The organism is Pseudomonas migulae NBRC 103157, from assembly GCF_002091715.1.
Taxonomy (GTDB): Bacteria; Pseudomonadota; Gammaproteobacteria; order Pseudomonadales; family Pseudomonadaceae; genus Aquipseudomonas; species Aquipseudomonas migulae_A.
In genome coordinates this window covers 93,019-117,607 of record NZ_BDAG01000020.1, presented here as the reverse complement: position 1 = coordinate 117,607, position 24,589 = coordinate 93,019, and the positions used below count along the sequence as shown (strand labels likewise).

Below are 24,589 nucleotides of genomic sequence, written 5' to 3'. Positions count from 1 at the left end.
GATATGGTTAGTGAAACATCGGCAGAACGTATTCAGCGATCTCTTCGATCACGTCGGCAACCGGTCGTTCGCTACGACGCACATGCAGACCAACATGCTGCACACCGGCTTCACGCAATGCCTGAAGCTCATCAATCAACGCCAACCGCCCGCAAATACCGCCGAACCGTACACGTCGCATCGGAGCATGAGGATTGGTCGCCAGGTCCAGGTGAACGAAGCTGATGTAAGGTTTATCCCCACCCACTTCCCTCCAAAGTCCCACCCGACGACGATGTTCATCCGGCGTGCCGGGGTAGGCGAGCCAGCCATCCATATGTTCACCAATCCAGGCAGGTGACTGCTGACCAAGACCTGCCACCAACAATGGCAATGCCTGGTCCAGCTGCGGAAGCAATTGCGCACCTTCCGGCAAACGGCCTACCCCTTGGTCGCGCAGCAATTCCACCGTATCGCGGAAGATCTCTGCGCGCTGATCGTAATCCACACCAAACAACGGATACTCCATCGGCCGATCGCCGCTGGCCACGCCAAGCAGCAAACGCCCGTCGCTCAATTCATCAATACTGTTTGCGGCCTTCAGGGTGAGCCAGGGCTGACGCAATGGCAATACTACCGCCGCCGTACCCAACATGATGTTGTCGGTGATTCCGGCCAGGTATCCAAGGTAGGAAAAGGTTTCGAACACCTGTGCGGCATCGCCGAAGTTCGGATCGTAAACCGGTACATCGCGGACCCACAGCGCGCGGAACCCAGCCTTGTCCGCCAGCCGCGCCATCGCCGCATGTTGCTTCAGGTCTGGAACACCGAAAGGCCGTTCCTCAGCAATTCGCCGCCGCTGACCCTCACTGGACCAATCGTTATCCAGTGGCAACTCCAGGCCAATGGAAAACCCATTGGAGCCCAGTAATCGTTTAAATCGTGAATGCATGAAAAGACTCCCAGACAACAAAATGGAATGACATGCACTCAGTATCCACAGGCCTATCGGCAAGAAAAATGCACGAATGGGAATAACAATCTTGAGCAAAACGCACGAGTCTACACAAAGAGCCAACAGTCGATTTGGCCCTCAAGGACAACCATTAGAGGAAATCGCACTAAAGAGACCGCACGGTTTTTGGTATGGTGCAGCTCGTTTTTTAACGGACTGATTTCAAGCCTGAGGATCGGCGCCCCATTTTAGTCAAAGAGCAGCTAGAGAAATGCCCGAACCAATACCGATCAAGGATCACGAAAAAGAGACACGCCTGGTCAACAAAAGACTGATGGCTTGCGCCCTGTTCGTCGTCGGCATCACCTGCGCACTGGTGGTGCGCATGTACGTGCTGCAAGTGGTCGAGTTTGACTATCACTCGACCATCTCCGAAAACAATCGCGTCCACGTATTGCCGATCACCCCCACGCGCGGGTTGATCTACGACCGCAACGGTGTGGTGCTCGCGGACAATCGCCCCAGCTTCAATCTGACCATCACCCGCGAGCGCGCCTCCGACGTCAAAGAAGAGTTGGATGAGGTGGTCAACCTCCTGCACCTGCCCGCTGAAGACCGGACGCTGTTCGACAAGGCGATGAAGCAGGCACGTCATCCATTCGTGCCCGTCACCCTGTTCTATGAACTCAGTGAAGAGCAAATCGCCGTACTTGCCGTGAACGAATTCCGTCTGCCGGGGATCGATGTCGAGCCGCAATTCGTTCGTCACTACCCGATGGGCGCGCACTTCGCGCATTCGATCGGCTACGTCGGTCGCATCAACGAGAAAGAATCCAAAGCCCTGGATACCGTCGAGTACCGTGGCACTCAATCCATCGGCAAGACCGGGATTGAAAAGTTCTACGAGTCAGAGTTGCACGGCCAGGTCGGTTACGAAGAAGTCGAAACCAACGCTCAGGGCCGCGTTCTGCGAGTGCTCAAACACACCGATCCTATCCCCGGCAAAAACATCGTTCTGAGCCTCGATGTCAAACTTCAGGAAGCCGCCGAAGAAGCCTTGGGTGATCGTCGTGGTTCAGTGGTCGCACTCGATCCATCGACCGGCGAAGTCCTGGCCATGGTCAGCAAACCGAGCTTCGACCCAAACCTGTTCGTGACCGGGATCAGCTTCAAGGAATATGCAGCACTGCACGATTCCATTGACCGGCCGCTGTTCAACCGTGTGCTGCGCGGACTCTACGCGCCAGGCTCGACTATCAAGCCGGAAGTGGCCATCGCCGGTCTTGACGCCGGCGTGGTTACCCCGCAGACCCGCGTCTTCGATCCCGGTTACTACCAACTTCCCGACTTTGATCACAAATACCGCAACTGGAACCACAGCGGCGATGGCTGGGTGGACATGGACGCGGCGATCATGCGCTCCAACGACACCTACTTCTACGATCTGGCGCACAAGCTGGGCATTGATCGCCTGCACGACTACATGGCGATGTTCGGCCTCGGTGAGAAGGTCTCGCTGGACATGTTCGAAGAGTCTGCCGGCCTGATGCCGTCGCAGGCCTGGAAGCGTGCCACGCGCCGCCAGGCATGGTTCCCCGGTGAGACCGTGATCCTCGGCATCGGCCAGGGCTACATGCAGGTTACGCCGTTGCAGCTGGCCCAAGCCACTGCGCTGATCGCCAACAAAGGTGTGTGGAACCGACCTCACCTGGCCAAGACCGTGGACGGTGTTGCGCCAGTGGATGAGCATCCGATGCCCAACATCCTGTTGAAGGACCCGCGTGACTGGGAGCAGGTCAACCACGGCATGCAAATGGTGATGCACGACGCACGCGGGATTGCGCGAGCGGCGGCGCAGGGGGCTCAGTACCGGATCGCCGGCAAGAGTGGTACGGCGCAAGTGGTCGCGATCAAACAGGGCGAGCGCTACAACCGGGCGAAAACCCTGGAGCGTAACCGCGACAACGCCTTGTTTGTCGGTTTCGCTCCGGCCGAGCATCCGAAGATTGTGATCTCGGTGATGATCGAGAACGGTGAGGCCGGGGGGCGTGTCGCCGGCCCGGTGGTGCGGCAGATCATGGACGCCTGGTTACTCGATCAGGACGGTCATCTGAAGCCGCAATACGCCACGCCGAGTAAAGCGCCTGGCGATCCTCACGTTTGACCGTTCAAGGCTTCACAGCACAGGCTCACGAATACTGAGCATGTGCTGGAAGCTTTCGAGGAACACGGTTTCGGCCTGACTCATCTTCTGCTCGCGATTCCACAGCAGCTGGATATCGAAATCCACCACCCCATCTTCCGGCGGTAAACGCCAGAGCAAACCTTGCTCGACATCCCTTCGCACCAGGTGTGTCGGCAAACAGCCAATCCCGTAGCCTGCGCAAATCAAGCGGTAAATTTCTTCGAAACTCGTCGATGAAGCGACGATTTTGCCGGTAAAGCCTTGCTCGTCGCGGAACAGTGTCAGCGGCGAAAGGTTGCCGCCGAGCTGGTCGCTGGTGAAGCTGACGAAGTTCTCCGCCGCGAGCTGTTCCAGTGTCAGGTTTTCTTGCCCGAACAGTCGATGACGCTGGCCACAAAAGTACGCATATCGCTCGCGAAACAGTACTCGTTGCTCCAGCCGCGGCTGCGGCAAGCGGCACAGCCCGACACCAATGGTCGCGGTCTTCTGCAGCAACGAACTGATGATGTTCGAGCTACCCATCACCTCGACTTCCAGCTCGATTTTCGGATGGGTTTCATGGAAGTCGGCGAGGAAGTCATCGTAGTGGCGCGCCTGCACGCCGCTGACGGTGAGGATGCGAATCTTGCCCACCACGTCGTCGTGGCGGCTCTCCACCACCGTGCCCAATCGCGAAATATCGCCATAGATATCCGCCGCAATGCGCAGGACTTCCTCCCCGGTTTCTGTCAGATCGAACCGTCGTCCGCTGCGGGCAATCAACACACATTCCAATTGTTCTTCCAGCCGTTTAAGCGCCTGGCTGACCGCCGACTGCGTTATGTGCAGCCGCGCCGCAGCACGGCTCATGCTGCCTTCCTGGCCGATCACCAAGTAGGTGCGCAACAAGTTCCAGTCGAGGCGATCGTTGAGAAAACGTCGGCCCACCCAAGGGTTCGTGGAGGTCATGCCAACTCCAAGTAGTAGCTGCGCTAATAGTAAAGATAAGAATATGAAAATTGACTAATCCTGGCACGGAAGCGATAAAGCCCACAAGCACCACAGAGTGCAACCATCAACAGCCTTCAGTACCTGCCCAAAACTATAAATACACAGGGTCCTTGCATGCACACCACCGCACAACCGCGACGAGCTGCGGCCGCCGCCTTCATTGGCACGACCATCGAGTTCTACGACTTCTACATTTACGCCACCGCGGCGGCGCTGGTGCTTGGGCAAGTGTTCTTTCCCAGCAGCGACCCCGTAATGAGCACCCTGGCTGCTTTCGGCAGTTTCGCCGTTGGCTTCATTGCGCGCCCAATGGCCGGCATGGTGTTCGGTCACTTGGGTGATCGTCTGGGCCGCAAGAAAATGCTGCTGGTGACCATGGCGCTGATGGGCCTGGCGACTGCCGGCATCGGCCTGCTGCCCAGCTACGCCAGTGTCGGGATCTGGGCGCCGATCGGTCTCATCGTATTGCGCCTGATTCAGGGCATTTCGGTAGGTGGCGAGTGGGGCGGGGCAGTGCTGATGGCCAGCGAGCATGCGCCGGCCAAGCGCAAAACGTTCTACGCTTCGTTCGCCCAGCTCGGCAGTCCTGCGGGTTTGTTGCTGGCCCTGATCGCCTTTCGCCTGGTGACGTCCCTTGAGCCCGAGGACTTCTTGTCCTGGGGCTGGCGTCTGCCGTTTCTCGCCAGTGGTGTGCTGATGATGGTCGGCCTGATGATCCGTTCCGGTGTGCACGAATCGCCGGAATTCGCCAAGGCCCGAGATAACAACGAAACCGCCCAATACCCGGTGAAAGACGTCATCCGCACCTGCTGGCGGCAGATCCTGTTCGCCGCTGCGGCGGTGACCATCGGCTCCGCCGGGTTCTTCTTCACCAACACGTTCATGATCACGTACGTCACCCAATACCAAGGCATCGCGCGCTCGACGATTCTCGATTGCCTGTTTTTGGTGACCATCATTCAACTGCTTTCGCAACCGCTCTGCGCACTGCTCGCCGAGCGCATCGGCGAGGGGCGCTTCCTCAAGCTCGTCGCACTGCTGTGCATGGTCACGCCGTACCCGATGTTTCTGCTGGTGGGTACGCAAAACATTCTGTTGATGACGCTCGGCATCGCCCTGGCGGTGGTGATTCTGTCGGCGTTGTACGCGGTGATCGCCGGCTACATGACTCAGGCGTTTCCAGTGCATCTGCGCTACTCGGGCATTTCCATCGCTTACCAGTTGAGTTGTGCGCTGGCCGGCGGCACCACGCCGCTGATCGGCACGCTGCTGGCGAGCAAGTTTTCCGGAGAGTGGCTGCCGCTGGCGGTGTTCTTCACCTTGCTCTCGGCCCTGTCCCTGATCGGTGTTTGCGGGCTGGCCCGCCTGCGCGCCAACCCGGTCGTCACCCACGCTGCTAAAGAGATGTATTCGTGAGTAAACCTGAACACATCGGCCCGGTTGAGTGGAAGGCTCGTTGCGAACTGGCTGCGCTGTATCGGCTGGTCGCGCACTTTCGCATGACCGACTTGATCGACACCCACATTACCCTGCGGATTCCGGGGCCTGAGCATCACTTTCTGATCAATTGCTACGGGGTGATTTTCGACCGCATGCGAGCCTCGGATCTGGTGCGTATCGATCAGGACGGGCGCATCGTCGATCCGGCTTACGAAGGTCATCGGGTCAACGCCGCCGGCTTCGTCATTCATTCGGCGATCCACATGGCCCGCCCGGATCTCAACTGCGTGATTCACACTCACACCGCCGCCGGCATGGCTGTCGCCGCGCAGAAGCAAGGTTTGCTGCCAATCAGTCAGCACGCGCTGAAGTTCTACGGCAAGTTGGCGTATCACACCTATGAAGGCATCGCGCTGTCGCTGGATGAGCGCGGGCGTTTGATCGACGACCTGGGGCCACACCGGGCGATGATCCTGCGTAACCACGGCTTGCTGGTCGGTGGGTCGGGCGTGGCTCAGGCGTTTCAGGAGATTCACTTTCTTGAGCGTGCCTGTCAGGCGCAGGTCGCCGCGCTGGCCGGCGGTTGCGAATTGCATTACCCGTCCCCGGAAGTCTGCGCGCACACGGCAGAACAGTTTGACCGCGATGAGCAGGACAACATCATCGACCTGGCCTGGGAGGCTGCACTGACCCTGATCGAATCCCAGCGCGAGTCCTATCTGTCATGAACACCGTGGTTTTGCTGTCCCGCGACACCCTGCTGCTCAAGCAGCTGCAAGCCGCGTTTGCCCGCAGCGCGCCGCAACTCACGACCGTGCTGGCGGATGATCCGCTGGCCAGGAATGCGCAGATCGCAGCGTGCTGGTTTCCGTTGCCGGGCAGCCTTGCGGCATTGCCGAATCTGCAAGTGATTCACTCGGTCGCCGCCGGTATCGATCATCTGGAAAACGACCCCTCGTGCCCGGATCTTCCGGTGTGCCGGGTGGTCGACCCCGGCCACCGTCAGGGCATGACCGAGTACGTGCGTTGGGCAGTGATTCACTATCACCGTGGCTTTGATCAGGTGCTGGAACAACAACGGCAACAACACTGGGAGCGGCCGCTGCAACGGGCGGCGGGGCAGTTCAAGGTCGGGGTGATGGGGCTGGGATCGTTGGGTAGCGCCATTTCCCAGGATCTGGCCGCTTCCGGTTATGACGTTCGTGGCTGGGCTCGCGGCAGCAAGGCGTTAACCGGTGTCCAGACGTTTGCCGGTGCGCAAAACCTGAACCCGTTTCTCGATGGCGTGGAGGTGCTGATCAACCTGTTGCCGCTGACTCGGGAAACGCGCGGCATCCTCGGTCAGTCAACGTTCGAGCAGCTTGCCAACGGCGCCGCACTCGTCAATTGCGGACGAGGCGGCCATCTCGATATCGACGACCTCGAACAAGCCCTCAAACGAGGAAAACTGCGCGGCGCGCTACTGGATGTGTTCGAACAGGAACCACTACCGGCCGATCACCGTCTCTGGACAATGCCCGGCGTCACGATAACCCCGCACATGGCTTCGGCAGCTTCCCACGACTGTATTGCCGAGCAAGTAGCGGAGAACTTTCGGCGCTTGAATGCCGATGAACCGTTGTTGAATTGCGCCGACCGATTATTGGGTTATTGAACTTGCAAACTCGCCCATTAGATCAACGGCCGCCAGCGTGATCGAACAGACGCTGGCGTCCGATCACGCCGAACGGCGCTTGCTCGAGCGGTTACGTGCTGGTGAACCGGTGGCGAAGGTGTTGCGTGTCTAGGCGATTACGCACAACCGAACCTGTAGGAGCCGGCTTGCTGGCGATAGCGGTTTGTCAGGCAACATTGATGACGACTGTTCCGACGGCATCGCCAGCAAGCCGGCTACTACAAATCACCGTTTTTCAGCTGGAGTGATTTATGTTGAAGATTAATGGCGAACGCCTGTGGGCGAGTCTGATGGCCATGGCCGAAATCGGCGCCACCGCACGCGGCGGCAGTTGTCGTCTGGCCCTGAGCGATGAAGACAAGGCCGGTCGCGAACTGTTTGCCCACTGGTGCCGCGAAGCCGGCATGACCTTGAGCGTGGACGCTATCGGCAACCTGTTCGCCCGCCGCGCCGGCACTGATCCGGAGGCAGCGCCGGTGATGATGGGCAGCCATCTCGACACCCAGCCTGAGGGCGGACGCTTCGACGGCGTGTACGGCGTACTCGCCGGCCTGGAAGTGGTGCGTTGCCTCAACGACCTCGGCATCCAGACCCGCAAGCCGCTGGACGTGGCGGTGTGGACCAACGAAGAAGGCGCGCGCTTCACCCCGGCGATGTTCGGCTCGGCGGTGTTCACCGGCATCATGCAACTGGACGCGGCGCTGGCGGTGCAAGACATCGATGGCATCAGCGTCGCCGATGAGTTGCAGCGCACCGGTTACGCCGGTGAGCGTCCGTTGGGCGGCGCGGTGGATGCGTATTTTGAAGCGCACATCGAACAAGGCCCGATCCTTGAGGACAACGCCAAAAGCATCGGCGTGGTCAGCGGCGGCCAGGCGATTCGCTGGCTCGACGTGCAGGTCGAAGGCATGGCCGCCCACGCGGGCACCACGCCGATGCCGCTGCGCAAGGACGCCTTGTACGGCGTAGCGCGGATGATTCAGACGATTGAGGGGCTGGCGGCCGATTTCGCGCCGGAAGGCCTGACCACCGTCGGCGAGCTGAGCATCAACAAGTCGTCGCGCAATACCATTCCGGGGCTGGTGAATTTCACCGTCGATCTGCGACATCACCGCGACGAAGCCATCGAGGCGATGGAGCAGCAGGTACGCGCGCGGCTTCAGGCGATTGCCGATGAGCGCGGTCTGAAGCTGACGATTACCCCACACTGGATCAGCGCGGCAACGCCGTTCGATGCCGATTGCGTGGCGGCGGTGCAACAAGCGGTGGATGCGCTGGGCTACGCTCAACAATCGATTGTCAGCGGCGCCGGGCATGACGCGATTCACCTGGCGCGGTTCTGCCCGACGGCGATGGTGTTCATTCCGTGCGTTGGGGGGTTGAGTCATAACGAAGCGGAAGATGTGTTGCCTGAAGATGTGCGGCAGGGTACGGATGTGTTGCTGAACGCCGTGTTGAGCCGCGCTGAAAAAGTGGAATAAACACAATTCCCTGTGGGAGCAGGCTTGCTCGCGAAGGCGGTGCGTCATTCAGCATTGATATCGGCTGACACTCCGCATTCGCGAGCAAGCCCGCTCCCACATTAGAACGCGTCCGGATTCAGGATTTACGTTAACTGACAGGTATCAACCCATGCGCAGTTTTTTTCATCCCGAACAATTGCTTCATCATCCACGCAGCTACTACTCGCGTGGGCAGATGCGTACGCCGCAGGAAGTGCCGGAGCGTGCGCAACGACTGGTGCAGGCATCTCACTCATTGGGCTTTAAAGTCGAGCAACCGGTCGATGCCGGACTTGATCCGCTGTTGGCGGTGCACGGTGCGCCTTACCTGGCGTTTCTGCAGGAAGCGCATCAGCGCTGGAAGGAAATCCCTGAAGATTGGGGCGATGAGGTGATGTCGAACATCTTCGTCCGCGAGCCCAACGCCCTGCGCGGGATTCTGGCTCAGGCGGCCCGGTATCTCGCGGACGGCAGTTGCCCGGTAGGCGAACAGACCTGGCGTTCGGCTTATTGGTCGGCGCAAAGTGCAGTGGCCGGGGCCCGGGCGTTGCTCGATGGCGAGCCGGCGGCCTACGCCTTGTGCCGTCCACCGGGGCATCACGCTCGAGCGGAGGCGGCGGGTGGTTTCTGTTATGTGAACAACGCGGCGGTGGCGGCACAGGTGTTGCGCGGCGGGTTTGATCGAGTCGCAGTGCTCGATACCGATATGCACCACGGACAAGGGATTCAAGAGATTTTCTACGACCGCGACGATGTGCTGTATGTCTCGGTGCATGGCGATCCGACCAACTTCTATCCGGGGGTTGCCGGGTTCGGGGAGGAGCGCGGTGTCGGGGTGGGTGAAGGGTTCAACCTCAACTTGCCGATGGCGCATGGTTCAAGTGAGGCGGATTTTCTTGCACAACTGGACGTGGCGCTGGCAGTGGTGAAGGATTTTGCTGCGCAAGTGCTGGTGCTGTCGTTGGGCTTCGATATTTTCGAGCTGGACCCGCAAAGCAAAGTGGCGGTGACGCGCGAAGGGTTCAAGCGGCTGGGTGAGCGGATCCGCAGCCTTGGGTTGCCGTGTCTGATTGTGCAGGAAGGGGGGTATCACCTGGAGAGTCTTGAGGATAATGCGCGGGCGTTTTTTGTCGGGCCCGAGGTGTGGCGGATCTGAGCCTTGAGTTGCCTGGGAGACCGCTTTCGTGAGCAAGCCCGCTCCCACATTGGGTCGGGGTTGAACACAAGTCTGTGGTTCATACCCAATCGGGTGTGGGAGCGGGCTTGCTCGCGAAGAACGATAACTCGGTGCAGCGGATGAATCCCAAACGCCGTAAGGCACTTGCCATCGCCCTGACGTTAACGTAAAGATTGCGGCAGGGCGCTGAACTTAAAAGAGCGCAGGGCGGACCGATCCGGAGCGCTTGATGACGCTGATAAAAACAACTTCCCCCAAGCTGCACCGCGAAGCCCGGCTGGCCCGGGAAAAACTCCATCTCGAGGGCGAAGTCCCCGATGGCGTGTTGCGGGCAGAAATCGATGCGTCGTGGCGGCGCAGCCTCAGCCATGGCGTGCATTTCAACAGCAAACATGAACTGACGCTGGAATCGAGCGCGAGCCTCGATGTGCTGTTGTCGAGCAATCGCCTGCTGATTGACGCGGCGTTGCCGGCCATCGATTACCTGGCCGAGCGCCAGGGCAAGGAAGGGCTGGTCATCCTCGCCAACTCCGACGCCACCATCCTCGCCGTCGAAGGCCGTGCCGATCGCCTCAAGGGCAGTGGCCTGCAAGACATCACCCTCGGCGCCTGCTGGAGCGAAGCCGCTCGCGGCACCAACGCGCTGGGCACCGCACTGGTGGAAGCCCGGCCGACGATGATCGATTGCGGCGAGCATTACCTCGATCGCCTGACCGATTTCTCCTGCTCCTCTGTGCCGATTTATTGCCCGCAAGGCGACATCCTCGGTGTCCTCGACCTGACCCGAGAAGGCCCGCTCGGCCGCGTTCACGACAGCACCGCGCTGTTGGCCATGGCCGTCAGCCAGATCGAAAGCCGGGTGTTCAACGCCAGTTTCCCCGACCAGATCGTCCTGGCCTTCCACAGCCGTCGGCAATACCTCGAATCCCCTTGGCAGGGCCTGCTGGCGGTGAGCCTCGGCGGGCAGATTCTGGCGGTCAGCGCCCAGGCCTGTCAGTTGCTCCACGCCGAACGCTCGGCGCTGGTCGGCCGCCGTTGCGAAGAGTTTCTCGGCGTCGATGGCTTGCAACTGCTGTCGCGTTTGCATCAGGGCGGCGTCGGCAGTCTGCAGACCGCCAAAGGTGAGTTCTTCTACAAAACCCTGCGCGCGCCGCAGCGCTCGATCAACGTCAGCACACCGCCGCGCAGCACCGCCAAAACCGCTAAACCGCAACCCGATCTCGACGCCCTGGCCGGCAGCAATGTCCGCTATGCCCGGGCCTTGCGTATGGCACGCCAAGGGCTGGCTAACGAATTGCCGGTGCTGCTGCTCGGCGAAACAGGCACCGGCAAGGAAGTCATTGCCCGCGCGTTGCACATGGCCGGCAGTCGTTGCGACAAACCCTTCGTCGCGGTGAACTGCGCGGCGATTCCCGAAGGCCTGATCGAGTCGGAACTGTTCGGCTACCGCGAAGGCGCGTTCACCGGTTCCCGTCGAGGCGGCATGGTCGGGCGTCTGCAACAGGCCCATGGCGGCACGCTGTTCCTCGACGAAATCGGCGACATGCCGCTGGCCTTGCAGGCGCGTCTGCTGCGCGTCTTGCAGGACCGCAAAGTCGCCCCACTGGGCGCTGGCGAAGAACAGGACATCGACGTCGCCCTGATCTGCGCCACCCACCGCGACCTCAAACGCCTGGTGGAAGAAAAACACTTCCGTGAAGATCTTTTCTACCGGGTCAACGGCATCAGCGTGATGTTGCCGGCCCTGCGCGAGCGCGACGATTTCAGCGGGCTGGTCATTCGACTGCTGGCAAAACTCGACGCACCGACCATGGTTTTGCATGACGATCTGAACCGCCTGCTCGCGGGCTATCACTGGCCGGGCAACATCCGCCAACTGGAAATGGTGCTGCGCACCGCGCTGGCCATGCGCGAGCCGGGGGATACAGTGCTCACCGTCGACCACTTGCCCGACAGCATGCTCGACGAACTGAACGCCAGCGAACGCCCCCAGTCGGGCAGTATTCGCGAAAACGAACTGGAGCTGATTCGCCAGTCTCTGGACAGCCATCAGGGCAACGTCTCGGCCGCCGCCGACGCCCTGGGCATCAGCCGCGCGACCCTGTATCGCAAGCTCAAACAGTTGCGCTCGTGATGCTGCGCCTGATCGTTCGGCTGATCGACAGCCAGAACCCCGAAGCCCTCCAAGCGGCATTGCGCTGGCTCTACAGCTTTGTGCGGCCGCATCGTCTGGCGATTGCCGGGCTACTCGGCTTGTCGGTCTGCGCCTCGTTGTTGGTGCTGGTGCAACCCTGGCTGACCAAGCTGTTGATCGACGATGGCTTGCTGGCGCGCAACTTTCCCATGCTGGTGCTGATCGCCGGGCTGATGATCGTCGCCGGGCTGCTCGGCACGGCATTGTCGGGGATCAATCGTTACCTGCACACGCGGTTGTCCGGGCGGATTCTGTTCTCGCTGCGCGACGACCTTTATCGGCATTTGCAAACCCTGTCACCGAGTTTCTACGGGCAACGGCGCATCGGTGATTTGATGTCGCGCCTCGATGGCGATGTTGCCGAGATCCAGCGCTTCGCCGTGGACTCGTTGTTTTCGGCGGTGTCGAGTGTGATCGGCCTGGTGGTCGCGGTGGCGATGCTGCTGACCTTGTCGTGGAAACTCTCGCTGCTGGCGCTGGTGCTGATTCCGCTCGATGTGCTCTGGCTGCGCTGGATGCGACGCAAGGTCGAGCGCGATGTGCGTCAGTTGCGTGAGCGTTCGGCGGACATGTCGTCGTTCATGGTCGAGACGCTGCCGGTGATGAAATTCATTCAGTCGGCCGGTCAGCAACAACGAGAGTCGCGACGACTGGAGGCGTTGGGGCAGGGCTACATGAGTCAGTTGCTGCGCCTGCAAGTCACCGAGTTTTTCACCCAGGCGGTGCCGGGCACGTTGACCTCGCTGTCCCGGGCCTGTGCGTTTTTGATTGGCGGTTACTGGGTGGTGCAAGGGACGTGGCAATTGGGCGCGCTCATCGCGTTTTCCACGTATCTGGGGATGGCGGTCGGGCCGGTTCAGAGTTTGCTCGGGCTCTATGTCGCGATTCAGCGGATGACCGTCAGCCTCGGGCGCGTGATGGAATTGCGTGGTGAAGAACCGACGGTGCTGACCCCCGTTGAACCCAAGCCGATGCCGACTTCCGGCGAACTGCGTTTCGACGATGTGCACTTCAGCCATCCCGGTCGGCCGAGCACCCTGAGCGGCATCGATGCGCGAATTCCCTATGGTTTGAAAGTCGCTCTGAGCGGCGGCTCCGGGGTCGGAAAATCGACGCTGATCGACCTGTTGCAACGGCACCATGATCCGCAGTCCGGCAGGGTACTGCTGGGCGAGGTCGACCTGCGGGAACTGGACTTGTTCCAGTTGCGCCGGCGGATTGCCGTGGTCAGTCAGGACATTGTTTTGTTTCGCGGCAGCCTCGCCGACAACCTGGCCTACGCCGTGCCCGACGCCAGCCGCGAAGCGATTGCCGAAGTGGCGCGGCTGGCGCAACTCGACAGCCTGATCGCCTCATTGCCCGAAGGCCTCGACAGTCCCTTGGGCGAGCGCGGTCAGCAGTTGTCCGGCGGGCAGAAACAGCGCATCGCCATCGCCCGTGCGCTGTTGCAGGACCCGCTGATTCTGGTGCTGGACGAAGCGACCTCGGCGGTGGATGAAGCCACCGAGCGCGAAGTGATCGAGGCCATCGACCGCCTGTTTGCCGGGCGCACGCGCATCCTCATCAGTCATCGCCCTTCAACCCTGGCCGACGCCGATCTGCGCTTCGAATTGCTCGATGGCGTGCTCACTTCGAAAACGGTGCAGCATGAAGTCTGAAGTGCGAATCGGGGTGGTAGACAGCGGTCATTCGGCGGCGCAGCGGGTGCAGGTGATCGCGGGGCGACGCTTCTCGTTGCTGGAGGATGGGCTGGCCGAAAGCGCTTTGCGCGATGATCCGCTGGGCCACGGCAGCGCGGTGATCGAGGCCATCGGTCGGCGGGCTCCTTCGGCGGTGTTCTGCATGGCTCAGGTGTTCGATCAGCGTGGCGTCACCAGCGCCTTGCAGATTGCCACGGCCATCGACTGGCTGGTGGCGCAGGACGTGCGGCTGATCAATCTGAGCCTCGGGTTGCGACAGGATCGCAGCCTCTTGCGCGAGGCATGCGCAGCGGCGGTGGCGCGGGGCATTTTGCTGTGTGCGTCCAGTCCGGCCCAGGGCGAGGGCGTGTTCCCGGCGAATTATCCACAGGTGCTGCGCGTGACCGGCGATGCGCGCTGCGCCGAACAGGAATGGTCGTGGCTCAACAGTGCCCAGGCGGATTTCGCCGCGTGCGTGCACGGGACGTATCCGGGGCAATCCGGCGCCAGTCTGGGCTGCGCGGCGTTGAGTGGGCACATTGCGGGGTTCCTGGTTGCACAGCCCGAGGCGAGCAACGAGCAGGTCATTGACTGGCTGCGGGAAAACGCCCGTTATCGCGGGCCTGAACGGCGTTTCGGCCCATGATTCTGATTCTTGGCGCAGGGCCGGCGGGCGCGGCGGTGGCCCTGGGTTTGCGCCGGCTCGGTTACGCCGTCACGCTGGTCAGCGAGTGGCGACGGTTTGCAGCGCTGGAAGGCGTTTCCATCCGGGTGCTGGAGGCCTTGCGCGGTGCCGGTCTGCATCAAGCGTTGGCGGATGCGGCGTTGCCGTCTCAGCGGCAGGTGTCGTGGAACGGTCAGCAGCATGCGCAAAACATCGAATTTTTGCTGGACCGCCCGAACTTCGATCGAGGCCTTCGTGAAGACTTGCGCCTGGCGGGCGTTGAGTTAATCGAAGGTCGGGTGCTGAGCGTTCAGACCTCAGCTGGCGGACATCGGGTCGAGATTGAAGGGGGCGAAGCGCTGGTCGCCGATTTTCTGGTGGAGGCCCGCGGACGCCAGGCACCGGCGCTCGGCAAAGGCCTGCGTGGCCCGGAGACGGTCAGCCTGCTCAATCGCTGGCAAGGTGTGCCGGGCGACACCGCCAGCGCCGTGGAAAGCCTTGAGGACGGCTGGGCGTGGATGGCGCGGCGAGCGGACGGCCAGTGCTATTGGCAATGGACGGTGGACGTGGCCAGCGTGCACTTGCCGGGCAAGGCGCAGTTGCTCGATTACTGCCGCCAGCGGCGCCAGGGTTCCGCATTGGCGCGTGAGTTCTTTGGTGTAAAACCTGAGATCGACCTTCAGTTGCATGCCCGCAGCAGCACCGCGATTCTGAGCCCGCAGGTGTGTGGCGAACACTGGATTCGGGTCGGCGATGCGGCGATGGCGGTGGATCCGCTGTCGGGCAATGGCATCTTTCAGTCCTTGTCCTCGGCGTTACAGGCGCCGACGGTGATCAATACGCTGTTGCGAAAACCTGACCGGACGGCGTTGGCCCGGCGGTTTCATCAGCAACGGGTGGAACAGTTGTTTTTGCGGTTTGCGCGGATCGGGCGGGATTTTTATGCCGATGAGCGGCGTTGGCCGGATCAGCCATTCTGGCAGGCGCGGCGGCAGTGGCCGGATGCGGAGGTGGCGCATGCCGAGGCGGACTTTTCTTCGTTGAAAATCGAGCGAGCGCCGGTGTTGAAAGAGGGGTTTGTGGATGAGGCTGAGGTGGTGATCACAGTGGATCAGCCGTTGGGGATCTGGCATGTTCAGGGTGTTGAACTGGCGCCTTTGGTGCGGCGGTTGCGCACTGAACCGGCGGAACGAGCTTTAGCCGGGTTGACGATGGAGCAGGGCAGGATGGTTCGCAGTTGGTTGTTGGGGCAAGGGTTCAAACCCTGAAATCTCGGTTGCCTGGCCCGGCCTCTTCGCGGGCAACCCGCTCCCACAGGTTTTTGGGGTGAATCCGCAATCTGCGGCACACACAAATCACGGTGGGAGCGGGCTTGCCCGCGAAGGCGGCCTAAAGAACGATGAAGATCAAAGCTTGATCAACACCGATTTCAATTCGGTGTAATGCTCGATCGCCGCATACCCCATCTCCCGCCCGACTCCCGACATCTTGTACCCGCCAAACGGCAATGCCGGGTCCAGGGCGCTGTGGCAATTGACCCACACCGAACCGGACTTGATCCGCGGGATCATCCGGTGCACCGCCGCCAGATCATTCGACCAGATACTCGCCCCCAGTCCGTACGGACTGTCATTGGCCATGCGCAACGCATCGGCCTCGTCATCAAACGGAATCGCGACCAGCACCGGGCCGAAGATCTCTTCCTGCACCAGTGAATGCTTCTGATCGACATCGACGATCACCGTCGGTTTGACGAAGAATCCCGGCCCGAATTGCTCACCGCCACAGGCGATGGTCGCGCCACTTTCCCGGCCCTTTTCGATGTAGCCGTAAACCCGTTCCTGCTGCCGCGCGGAAATAAGCGGCCCCATCTCCACGCTTGGGTCCAGCCCGTTGCCGAGCTTCATGGCGTTGGCGATGTCGGCGATGTCCGCCACCACATTGTCGAAATGCTTGCGCTGCACATACAGGCGCGAACCGGCGCAGCACACCTGGCCCTGATTGAAGAAAATCGCACTGGCAGCGCCTGCGGCGGCGGTCTTCAGGTCGGCGTCGGCCATGACGATGGTCGGCGATTTACCGCCCAGTTCCAGCGTGACGCGGGTCATGGAATCCATGGCGATCTTGCCGATTTGCTTGCCGACAGCGGTGGAGCCGGTGAAGGTCAGCTTGTCCACCAGCGGGTTATGGGTCAGGGCCGAACCGGCGGTGATGCCGGTGCCGGTGACCACGTTGAACACGCCTTCGGGGTAACCGGCTTCCAGCACCAGTTCGGCGAGTTTCAGCGCGGTCAGCGGGGTTTCGTCGGCAGGCTTGAGCACCACGGTGCAGCCTGTGGCCAGGGCCGGACCGAGTTTCCAGCAGGCCAGCAGCAACGGAAAGTTCCAGGCGACGATGGCGCCAACCACACCCACCGCTTCGCGACGAATGAAACTGTGGAACTGATCGTTGGGCATCAACGGCAACGACACTTCCACGCTGGAACCTTCGATCTTGGTCGCCCAACCGGCCATGTAGCGCAGGAAGTCGATGGACAACTGCACGTCCATCACCTGGGCCACGGCGGCGCTTTTACCGTTGTTCAGGCATTCCAGCTGCGCGAGCAGTTCGGCGTCGCGCTCCATCAGTTCGGCGAGTTTCCACAACAGATTCTGCCGTTCCCGAGGGCGGGTGCGAGTCCAGGTGGAATCATCGAATGCGTGGCGGGCGGCGAGGACCGCGCGGTCAACGTCTTCCGGCGTGGCCCGCGGCACCACGCACAGCACCTCGCCGGTGGCCGGGTTGTGCAGGGGCATGGTCTGGCCGTCGGCGGCCTCGACCCAGTCACCGCCGATAAGCATGCGCGGGGCGCGCTGGATGAACGCCGAGGTGGCGGGAAGCAGGTAAGGGAGCGTCATGGCGAGGCCTCTTGTTGTTCGTGAGAACGAGGCTTTCGCAATGGCTGTGCCAACTGCCCGCAAGGGCCGAATAGCCCTTGGGCGGCGGGCGCTGGAGGAGAGTCGTGGTCGACAGGACCTGACGCTTTGTCGCAAATCGCGACGATGCCTGAGATTCAAGAGACGGTTGTTTCAGCCCGGATCGATGTTGAGGTCCGGGCTTGTTCGGGCAATCTGCGCCTGTTGTCGGAATCAGGCCGTCACGTCGACCTTATTGCGCTCGGACAGCATCTGCGCTTCCGTCGCCTGGGTCATTCGCTCGCCTTTGCTCCACAACTGAGAAGAGAAAAATCCGTTCAGGGTTTCAGCGTTTGGCACCGAACCTTTCTTGAGGAACAGGGCGCCCAGATCGATGGTGCTGGCGAAATTGTCCTTGTTCAGGTTGTACCCGCCCACGTAGCTGCCACCCCATACGGAGTCGGCAGCCACTAAATCGATGGAGGCGTCGCGGTAACTGCTCGCTGCTGCTTTCAGCGAACTGGAGGCATTCAGCAGATTGTTCAGCCGATTCATGTCGGAGGAACTGAGCTGGCCTGAACTGTTGAGGGCCTTGAGGCTTCCATCCGCTTGGAGGGTGAAGCCGAATTTTTTGTCGGCGAGATCCGGGTAGGCGTGGGCCAATGCAGACTGGAACTCTTCGAAAGAGAATTTCAGTGATTGATGGGCGTTTTTGTGACGCTCGGCAACCTGTGGGAAATCAGGCGACTGGGATCGGCCGATCCAGGTCTCGATCGATTCTATGGTCAGACTGGTTGCTGGCGTTTCATCGCTTGGATGGTAAATCGCCGCCGGATTGATGTTGATCGCCGTCTTCTGCAGGTCTTCACTCAGCGTTTTGGCTGTCAATGGTTGGCTGGACTGGCTGAGCTGAGCGGCTGATGGCTGGATAAAGGCAGCGTTTAAAGAAATTGCCATGTCGTCTTCCCTGAACGTTTGGTGTAAGCAGGTTATCGACGCTAAGAGGGAAAGCTTGAATGCTGGAGCCAGCCGTCGAGACGACGAGCAACCGGGTTGCGCCCTTGAGTCCCCCACTTTCGGGGAATAGAATTTTCAGGCTCGGTGGGTGAAATGACGGAGCATTTGCCCGGCACACATCTGGTGTAAGGGAGGTTGCGATGTTTCTTTCAACCCTGGAAATCCAAAACATCATCGAACACAGTTTTCTGCCCGCCGTCTGCACCTGCAACCTGGAAGCGGACCAGTCCCTGACGATCCGGGTCTGTGACTGCATGACTGGCAAAGTGGACCTGATCGCCACCCACGTTCCGGTGTGGACACTGGACAGTCCCCACGCCATCGCCACGCTGGTGGCCGACATGCGCCAGGAAATCGAGGCGCACAAAAGCATTCATCCCACCTATTCGATCTGAATCAGCGTCAAGCCGCACCGTGTAACCGGTGCGGCTCGCGTTGGGCCATCAGGCGGCGATTTTTCGGGAAATCTCCTCGAATGTGTTGCCATCCACGGCAACCAGCAGCTTTCTATCGTCCTTGAGCGTTGCCAGAAAGGTGACTTCGGTTTCTTTCCCGGCCAGCATGAACCCGGCAATCGCGCCGATGGGGCCTAGTAGCATGGCGCCGGCGACCCCGAAGCCGATGGCGTCCTTGATGTTGTTGATCGAGTCCTCGTTGGCGACTTCCACGCTTTTGAACGAGGAGAGTGGCAGGGTGATGCCGGGCCACGGGTGAAGCGACGTTCTCAGGGTGAAAACGCCGTCTGCGTACTCTCCGTCACCCTGCAGAAAGTCCCCCGCGAGGATAGTGATGCTTGCCATGGTGTGACTCCCTGACTGGCAATGGGTGAACACTTATTTCGCCCCCGCGGGGGGCTGTCGTCAATCGTCGGGCGATGAGCTGTTCCGGCCATGGCATCTATGCTTGTCTCAGACTGCAACAACTGTCGCGATATTAGACGCAGGCGCTCTCGATCAGGCAGGGTCAACCGCAGGCAACTTCACGCAACCGTTTGATAAAAAAGGTAATCGGCAAGCTGGCACGCTCCGTGTATTGCTCATCGCAGACGTTTCTCTTGCCTCCGTCTGCGGTGCGCCGCCGGCGGCAGAAACCATAAAAACGATAAGCCACAAAAATAAGAAAGCACCGTGCGAGGTTCGACGTTGATGAAGAGAAAACTCCGATCAGGCCTGAGCGCCAGTCTGTTGGCCGTGGCCGCTTGTGTGGCGTTGCATTCGCCTGACAGCCTGGCAGCCCGCGACGCCCAGACCATCCTCAAGGAAACCTGTCAGGGCTGTCATACCCCCGAAGCCGATAACGCCCTGAGCCGCATCAGTCACCAGCGCAAAACACCGGAAGGCTGGCTGATGAGCATCGCCCGGATGCAGACCATGCACGGTTTGCAGATCAGCGATGACGACCGCCGCACCCTGGTCAAATACCTGGCCGACACCCAGGGCCTGGCGCCGAGCGAGACCGACGGCGTGCGGTATGCGCTGGAACGCCGACTCAATACCGTCGAGAAATTCGACGACCAGACCAGCCAGATGTGCGGCCGCTGCCACTCCGGTGCGCGGGTCGCCCTGCAACGGCGTCCGGCCCAGGAATGGGAGCGTCTGGTGAACTTCCACCTGGGTCAGTGGCCGTCACTCGAATACCAGGCCCTGTCCCGCGACCGCGACTGGTTCGATCTGGCGCGCAAAGAAATGGTGCCGCTGTTGGCCAAGCGTTATCCGCTGGACAACCCGGCCTGGAAAAAATGGCTGGGCACCGCGCCGAAAGCCGAGGCGCTGGTGGGCGACTGGAGCTTCAGCGGCCACTTGCCGGGTAAAGGCGAACTGGCCGGGGTGATGAGCGTAAGCGCCGATGGCGACGACACGTTCAAGGTCAGCGTCAAAGGCCAATACGCCGACGGCACGCCGTTCAACGGTGACGGCAGCGCGATTCTCTACACCGGTTACGAATGGCGCGGCAACGTGACCATCGACGGTGTGACCATGCGTCAGGTGTTCGCCGCCCAAGGCAATGCGATGCAAGGGCGGATGTTCGAAGCCGAGCACGATGAGCGTGGGCTGGACTTCGTCGCCGCCAAGCAGGGCAGCAGTCGTTTGTTGGCGGTGCAGCCTGGTTATCTGAAGGCCGGCGTCGAGACGGAAGTGACCCTGATCGGCAGCGGTCTCACCGGCAAACCGAACTTCGGCAAAGGCGTGGAAGTGGTCGAGGTTGTGGAGCAAAACGCGGATCGCATCAAGGTCAAACTCAAGGCCGCCGCCAATGCCCAGCCGGGCCTGCGCCACGTCACCGTCGGTACGCTGAAAGGCCCGACCCTGTCGGTCTACAGTAAAATTGCCGAAGTCAAAGTCGTGCCCGAGTTCTCGGTGGCGCGGATCGGCGAGGGCGGTGGTTCGACGCCGAAAGTCCAGGGGCGTTTCGACGCGGAAGCCTGGGGCAAGGGCGCCGACGGCAAGCCGTATCGCATCGGCGTGTTCCCGGCGCAGTGGTCGGTCGAAGCCTTCGACGACCGCGCCAAGGAGGACGAAGACGTCAAGTTCGCCGGCACCATGCAGGCTGACAGCGGCGTATTCACACCGGGCGATGCCGGACCGAACCCGCAACGCAAAATGTCCACCAACAATGCCGGCAACCTGAAGGTGATCGCCGCCGTCGACGACGCAGGGAAATCCCTGACCGGCGAAGGCCACATGATCGTCACCGTGCAACGCTGGAACAATCCACCCATTCCGTGAGTTGGCTGAAACCAAAGGCTTCAGACACTTTTTCGGAATGACCGCAGGCCCCGCCAAGCGGGGTTTGCACAGGAGGTTGCAATGGGCGCTATTTTGAATCTGGTTGAGCGGAATCTGCACGAAGTGCACGTCGATGCCGACCGCATGCTGTTTCACATTCCCAGCAGTTCGCTGTTCGCCAGCGATGAGCTGACCGGCACCATCATCGATACGTTGCGCGGTCCCGGCTGTTCGTCGGACGACTTGATCCAGCGTTTGTCTTCACGCTTCAACGGCGAAGAAATCACCGAGACCTTGCGTGAGTTGATGTCCCTGGAACTGGTCAGCGACGGTTCGCCGCTGACCCCGGACATCGGCACCAAACGGGTCGAGCGCACCGCGATCAACACCGTGGTGCTCAACGTCAACACTGGCTGCAACCTGAGTTGCACGTACTGCTACAAGGAAGACCTCGACAAGCCGTCGGCCGGCAAGAAAATGGACGTCGAAACGGCGGTCGCGTCGGTAGAAATGCTACTGCGTGAATCGCCGGATGAAGAGCGCTTTACCGTGGTGTTTTTTGGCGGCGAACCGCTGAGCAATCGCAAGCTGATCGAGTACATGGTCGACTATTGCGAGAAGCGTTTCCGCGAGGCGGGCAAGTTCGTCGAGTTCGTCATGACCACCAACGCCACGCTGCTCACCGAAGAGACCGTGGACTACCTGAATACCCATCGCTTCGGGCTTTCGGTCAGTATCGACGGACCGAAAACCGTGCACGACCGCAACCGCATCACCGTGGGCGGGCAGGGCACCTATGACGTGGTGCGGCGCAAGGCCGAGATGCTGCTGTCGCGTTACAACAGTCGTCCGGTGGGCGCGCGGGTGACCCTGACCACCGGCGTTACCGACGTCGAAACCATCTGGGATCACCTGTTCAATGAACTGGGCTTTGCCGAAGTCGGGTTTGCCCCGGTGACCTCCGGCGACATCAGCACCTTCAACCTGACCAGCGACGAGCTGATCGAAGTCTTCGCCAGCATGAAGAGGCTAGGCCGGCGTTACCTGGAAGCGGCGCTGGAGCACCGCAACATCGGGTTCTCCAACCTGCACCAGCTGATCACCGACATCCACGAAGGCCACAAAAAAGCCCTGCCATGCGGCGCGGGCCTGAAGATGCTGGCGGTGGATCACAAAGGGGAGCTGAACCTGTGCCACCGTTTTACCGGCTCATCGCTGCCGACCTTCGGCAACGTGCACAGCGGTGTGAAACAGGTTGAGCTGAACGACTTCCTGTCCCAGCGCCTCGACCGTACTAACACCGGGTGCGAAGACTGCCAGATCCGCAATCTCTGCTCCGGCGGCTGCTACCACGAGAGCTACGCCCGTTACGGCGACCCGACCCACCCGACCTATCACTACTGCGAACTGATGCGTGACTGGGTCGACTTCGGCATCGAGGTCTACACCCGGATCATGGCCCACAACCCTGCGTTTATCAGCAGCTACATCACTCCGCGCAAGGCTCACTGATATGAAACATCTCAAGGCAATCAATAATAAAGCGTTGAAACTCGATGAGGCCGCGGCCGAAAACCGTATCGAAGAAGTGGTGGCGATGAGCTCTGTTGCGGGCTGTGCCTCGACCACCGACCCGGGTTGGGAAATCGATGCGTTTGGCGGTGTGTCGTCGTTGTGCCAGCCGATGGAAGCCGATCTTTATGGCTGCTCGGACCCTTGCTGGTGGCCGGCCCAGGTGCCGGACATGATGAGCACCTACCCGGACTGGAACAAGGATGCCCAGGCGTCCAACGACAACTGGCGCAACCTTGGCACTGTCTTCCCGAAAGACAAGTGATCGGACAGAGAAGAAGGATTCCAGCATGCACAGCATCAAAGCCTGCGGCCTGGCCGCGTTTGCCGTCCTGAGCGTCTGTTCGTTCAACGTTCTGGCGGATGAAAACACCGCTCTGCAAGACGGTCACGAGTACATGTTGACCACCAATTACCCGAACAACCTGCACGTGATCGACCTGGCCACGGACATCCTGTTCAAGACCTGCAAGATGCCGGACGCCTTCGGTCCGGGCACTGTGCAGTTATCGCCGGATCGCAAGACCGCTTATGTGCTGAACAATCACTACGCGGATGTCTACGGCGTCGAACTGGATAGTTGCAAACAGGTGTTCCACGCCAGCATCACCCAGAAGCCGGGAGAGAAAGCGAAGTCGATGTTCGCCTTCACCCTCAGTCATGACGGCAAGGAGCTGTTCACCATTGCCAACCCGACATTGATGCTCAACGACCGCTACGAGGTGCAGCAGCCTCGGCTGGATGTCTACGCCACCGACGCCGGCATGGACGCCAAACCGGTGCGCAGTTTTCCGGCGCCACGGCAGCTGACCATCATGCAAAGCGGCGACGACGGTACGCTGTACGTGGCCGGGGCGGACATCTACAAGGTTGATGTGAAAACCGGCAAGTTCGACGTGCTGATTCCCAGCCGTCACTGGAAACGGGCCAACTACAGTGCGCCGGATGTGCTCTACGTGTGGAACCAGCAGACCTATCGCCATGACTTCTCGTTGCTCTACACCGCGGCGAAATTCAAGGACAAGAAGCAGGATCCCGCCACCGCCGAGTACCTTTACGGGTTGTTCAGCATCGACCTGAAAACCGGCAAGACCGAAACCACCGACTTCGGTCCTCTGACGGAGATCTACTTCAGCGGCATGCGCTCGCCGAAGGATCCGAACCTGATGTTCGGCGTGCTCAATCGCCTGGCGAAGTACGACATCAAGGAAAAGAAAATGCTGCAGGCGGCGACGCTGGATCATTCCTACTACTGCATTTCCTTCAACAAGGAGGGCAGCAAGATTTACCTGGCCGGGACGTTTAACGATGTGGCGATTTTTGATGCCGACAGCTTGAAACAGGTGGGTAGCATCAAATTGCCGGGTGGGGATATGGCGATTACCACGGCGCAGATATTTGTCCGGTAACGGCCGGCGCCTGCTCTGACGCCATCGCCAGCAAGCCGGCTCCTACAGATTCGGCGTGATCCCTTGTAGGAGTCGGCTTGCTGGCGATGGCGTCTTCAACAACAACCGAGACATTACTGTCCCGGCACCGGACAACTCAAATCCCCCTCCTGACACTTCAAGTAGATCTTGAAAGCCTCAACCCGCGCTTTGGTCAGATCCGTGATGCAATTACTGTAAATCAACGGATAAACACTCCCGCCCTCAACCCCGGACGCGGAGAACTTGCACTCGGCATCCCGAAACCCGATCCACGCCCGCTGCGCGCCGACCAACAGCTTCTTGCTGTCGGGACTGTCCTTCAGGCGTTCGGTGATCTGCTGGTAAAGCGTATTCAATTCCTTGTCCGCCGCTTTGTTCTGCTGCGCCGCACATTGATTCATCGTGGCCTGGTCGGTGGCGTTGTCGCAATCGACGGCCTGGGCAACGGTGCTGAACAGCAACGGCGTCAGCGCCAGGAGAAAGCGTGGAGGCATGGGGTTCTCGCTGTGA

21 protein-coding genes are annotated in these 24,589 nt (G+C 60.6%); 15 read left to right on the top strand and 6 right to left on the bottom strand.

The annotated features are described in order from the left end of the window. Positions 1 to 7: 7 nt before the first annotated feature. The gene (locus PMI01S_RS16645) at positions 8 to 931 is read right to left on the bottom strand and encodes a TIGR03571 family LLM class oxidoreductase (RefSeq protein WP_084321078.1); all 924 of its coding nucleotides are present in this window, start codon (positions 929 to 931) and stop codon (positions 8 to 10) included. A 274-nt stretch (positions 932 to 1,205) separates the two neighbouring features. On the opposite strand from PMI01S_RS16645, the gene mrdA reads away from it, so the two are divergent. Continuing rightward, positions 1,206 to 3,098 carry a penicillin-binding protein 2 gene (gene mrdA, locus PMI01S_RS16640; protein WP_084321077.1) on the top strand — a complete coding sequence of 631 codons (1,893 nt, stop codon included), beginning with the start codon at positions 1,206 to 1,208 and terminating at the stop codon, positions 3,096 to 3,098. Between the two features lie 12 nt (positions 3,099 to 3,110). On the opposite strand, the gene PMI01S_RS16635 is transcribed toward mrdA, so the two are convergent. Continuing rightward, entirely contained in the window at positions 3,111 to 4,067 is a 957-nt protein-coding gene (locus tag PMI01S_RS16635) for a LysR family transcriptional regulator (RefSeq protein ID WP_084321076.1), read from the bottom strand. A 156-nt stretch (positions 4,068 to 4,223) separates the two neighbouring features. On the opposite strand from PMI01S_RS16635, the gene PMI01S_RS16630 reads away from it, so the two are divergent. The 9 genes from PMI01S_RS16630 (at position 4,224) to qhpG (ending at position 15,708) form a co-directional block, all read left to right on the top strand. Continuing rightward, positions 4,224 to 5,525, top strand: coding sequence for an MFS transporter (locus PMI01S_RS16630; RefSeq protein WP_084321075.1), 1,302 nt, complete (start codon positions 4,224 to 4,226; stop codon positions 5,523 to 5,525). Next, entirely contained in the window at positions 5,522 to 6,277 is a 756-nt protein-coding gene (locus PMI01S_RS16625) for a class II aldolase/adducin family protein (RefSeq protein ID WP_084321074.1), read from the top strand. The genes PMI01S_RS16630 and PMI01S_RS16625 overlap by 4 nt, the downstream gene beginning before the upstream one ends. Continuing rightward, positions 6,274 to 7,203, top strand: coding sequence for a 2-hydroxyacid dehydrogenase (locus PMI01S_RS16620; protein WP_084321073.1), 930 nt, complete (start codon positions 6,274 to 6,276; stop codon positions 7,201 to 7,203). The genes PMI01S_RS16625 and PMI01S_RS16620 overlap by 4 nt, the downstream gene beginning before the upstream one ends. A gap of 272 nt (positions 7,204 to 7,475) precedes the next feature. Then, positions 7,476 to 8,705 (top strand): Zn-dependent hydrolase, encoded by a 1,230-nt coding sequence (locus PMI01S_RS16610; RefSeq protein ID WP_084321072.1) that lies wholly within the window; start codon positions 7,476 to 7,478, stop codon positions 8,703 to 8,705. A gap of 151 nt (positions 8,706 to 8,856) precedes the next feature. Next, on the top strand, positions 8,857 to 9,882 hold the full coding sequence (locus PMI01S_RS16605) for a histone deacetylase family protein (protein ID WP_084321071.1): 1,026 nt from the start codon (positions 8,857 to 8,859) through the stop codon (positions 9,880 to 9,882). A 250-nt stretch (positions 9,883 to 10,132) separates the two neighbouring features. Beyond that, positions 10,133 to 12,037, top strand: a complete 1,905-nt coding sequence (locus tag PMI01S_RS16600; protein ID WP_084321070.1) for a sigma-54-dependent Fis family transcriptional regulator — start codon at positions 10,133 to 10,135, stop codon at positions 12,035 to 12,037. Further along, positions 12,037 to 13,755 (top strand): ABC transporter ATP-binding protein, encoded by a 1,719-nt coding sequence (locus PMI01S_RS16595; RefSeq protein WP_084321069.1) that lies wholly within the window; start codon positions 12,037 to 12,039, stop codon positions 13,753 to 13,755. Before PMI01S_RS16600 ends, PMI01S_RS16595 begins: the two co-directional genes overlap by 1 nt. Continuing rightward, the gene (gene qhpE, locus PMI01S_RS16590) at positions 13,745 to 14,422 is read left to right on the top strand and encodes a subtilisin-like serine protease QhpE (RefSeq protein ID WP_084321068.1); all 678 of its coding nucleotides are present in this window, start codon (positions 13,745 to 13,747) and stop codon (positions 14,420 to 14,422) included. The genes PMI01S_RS16595 and qhpE overlap by 11 nt, the downstream gene beginning before the upstream one ends. Beyond that, positions 14,419 to 15,708 (top strand): flavin-dependent monooxygenase QhpG, encoded by a 1,290-nt coding sequence (qhpG, locus tag PMI01S_RS16585; protein ID WP_084321067.1) that lies wholly within the window; start codon positions 14,419 to 14,421, stop codon positions 15,706 to 15,708. The genes qhpE and qhpG overlap by 4 nt, the downstream gene beginning before the upstream one ends. A 138-nt stretch (positions 15,709 to 15,846) precedes the next feature. Here qhpG and PMI01S_RS16580 read toward each other — a convergent pair whose 3' ends face one another. Beyond that, a complete protein-coding gene (locus PMI01S_RS16580; RefSeq protein ID WP_084321066.1) occupies positions 15,847 to 17,337 on the bottom strand; it encodes an aldehyde dehydrogenase family protein in 1,491 nt (496 codons plus the stop codon). A 231-nt stretch (positions 17,338 to 17,568) separates the two neighbouring features. After that, the gene (locus PMI01S_RS16575; RefSeq protein ID WP_084321065.1) at positions 17,569 to 18,291 is read right to left on the bottom strand and encodes a hypothetical protein; all 723 of its coding nucleotides are present in this window, start codon (positions 18,289 to 18,291) and stop codon (positions 17,569 to 17,571) included. A 200-nt stretch (positions 18,292 to 18,491) separates the two neighbouring features. On the opposite strand from PMI01S_RS16575, the gene PMI01S_RS16570 reads away from it, so the two are divergent. Further along, complete coding sequence (locus tag PMI01S_RS16570) at positions 18,492 to 18,746, top strand: DUF1652 domain-containing protein (RefSeq protein WP_084321064.1); 255 nt, start codon at positions 18,492 to 18,494, stop codon at positions 18,744 to 18,746. A 48-nt stretch (positions 18,747 to 18,794) separates the two neighbouring features. On the opposite strand, the gene PMI01S_RS16565 is transcribed toward PMI01S_RS16570, so the two are convergent. Next, on the bottom strand, positions 18,795 to 19,151 hold the full coding sequence (locus PMI01S_RS16565; RefSeq protein WP_084321063.1) for a hypothetical protein: 357 nt from the start codon (positions 19,149 to 19,151) through the stop codon (positions 18,795 to 18,797). 345 nt (positions 19,152 to 19,496) lie between these two features. On the opposite strand from PMI01S_RS16565, the gene peaA reads away from it, so the two are divergent. The 4 genes from peaA (at position 19,497) to peaD (ending at position 24,058) form a co-directional block, all read left to right on the top strand. Further along, complete coding sequence (gene peaA, locus PMI01S_RS16560) at positions 19,497 to 21,077, top strand: quinohemoprotein amine dehydrogenase subunit alpha (protein ID WP_084321062.1); 1,581 nt, start codon at positions 19,497 to 19,499, stop codon at positions 21,075 to 21,077. An 81-nt stretch (positions 21,078 to 21,158) separates the two neighbouring features. After that, positions 21,159 to 22,589 (top strand): quinohemoprotein amine dehydrogenase maturation protein, encoded by a 1,431-nt coding sequence (peaB, locus tag PMI01S_RS16555; protein ID WP_084321061.1) that lies wholly within the window; start codon positions 21,159 to 21,161, stop codon positions 22,587 to 22,589. A 1-nt stretch (position 22,590) separates the two neighbouring features. Beyond that, entirely contained in the window at positions 22,591 to 22,914 is a 324-nt protein-coding gene (gene qhpC / locus PMI01S_RS16550; RefSeq protein ID WP_008027961.1) for a quinohemoprotein amine dehydrogenase subunit gamma, read from the top strand. Between the two features lie 25 nt (positions 22,915 to 22,939). Next, positions 22,940 to 24,058 carry a quinohemoprotein amine dehydrogenase subunit beta gene (peaD, locus tag PMI01S_RS16545; RefSeq protein ID WP_084321060.1) on the top strand — a complete coding sequence of 373 codons (1,119 nt, stop codon included), beginning with the start codon at positions 22,940 to 22,942 and terminating at the stop codon, positions 24,056 to 24,058. A 113-nt stretch (positions 24,059 to 24,171) separates the two neighbouring features. Here the strand turns inward: peaD and PMI01S_RS16540 are convergent, their stop codons facing one another. Continuing rightward, entirely contained in the window at positions 24,172 to 24,573 is a 402-nt protein-coding gene (locus PMI01S_RS16540) for a lysozyme inhibitor LprI family protein (protein ID WP_084321059.1), read from the bottom strand. Between the last annotated feature and the right edge of the window lie 16 nt (positions 24,574 to 24,589).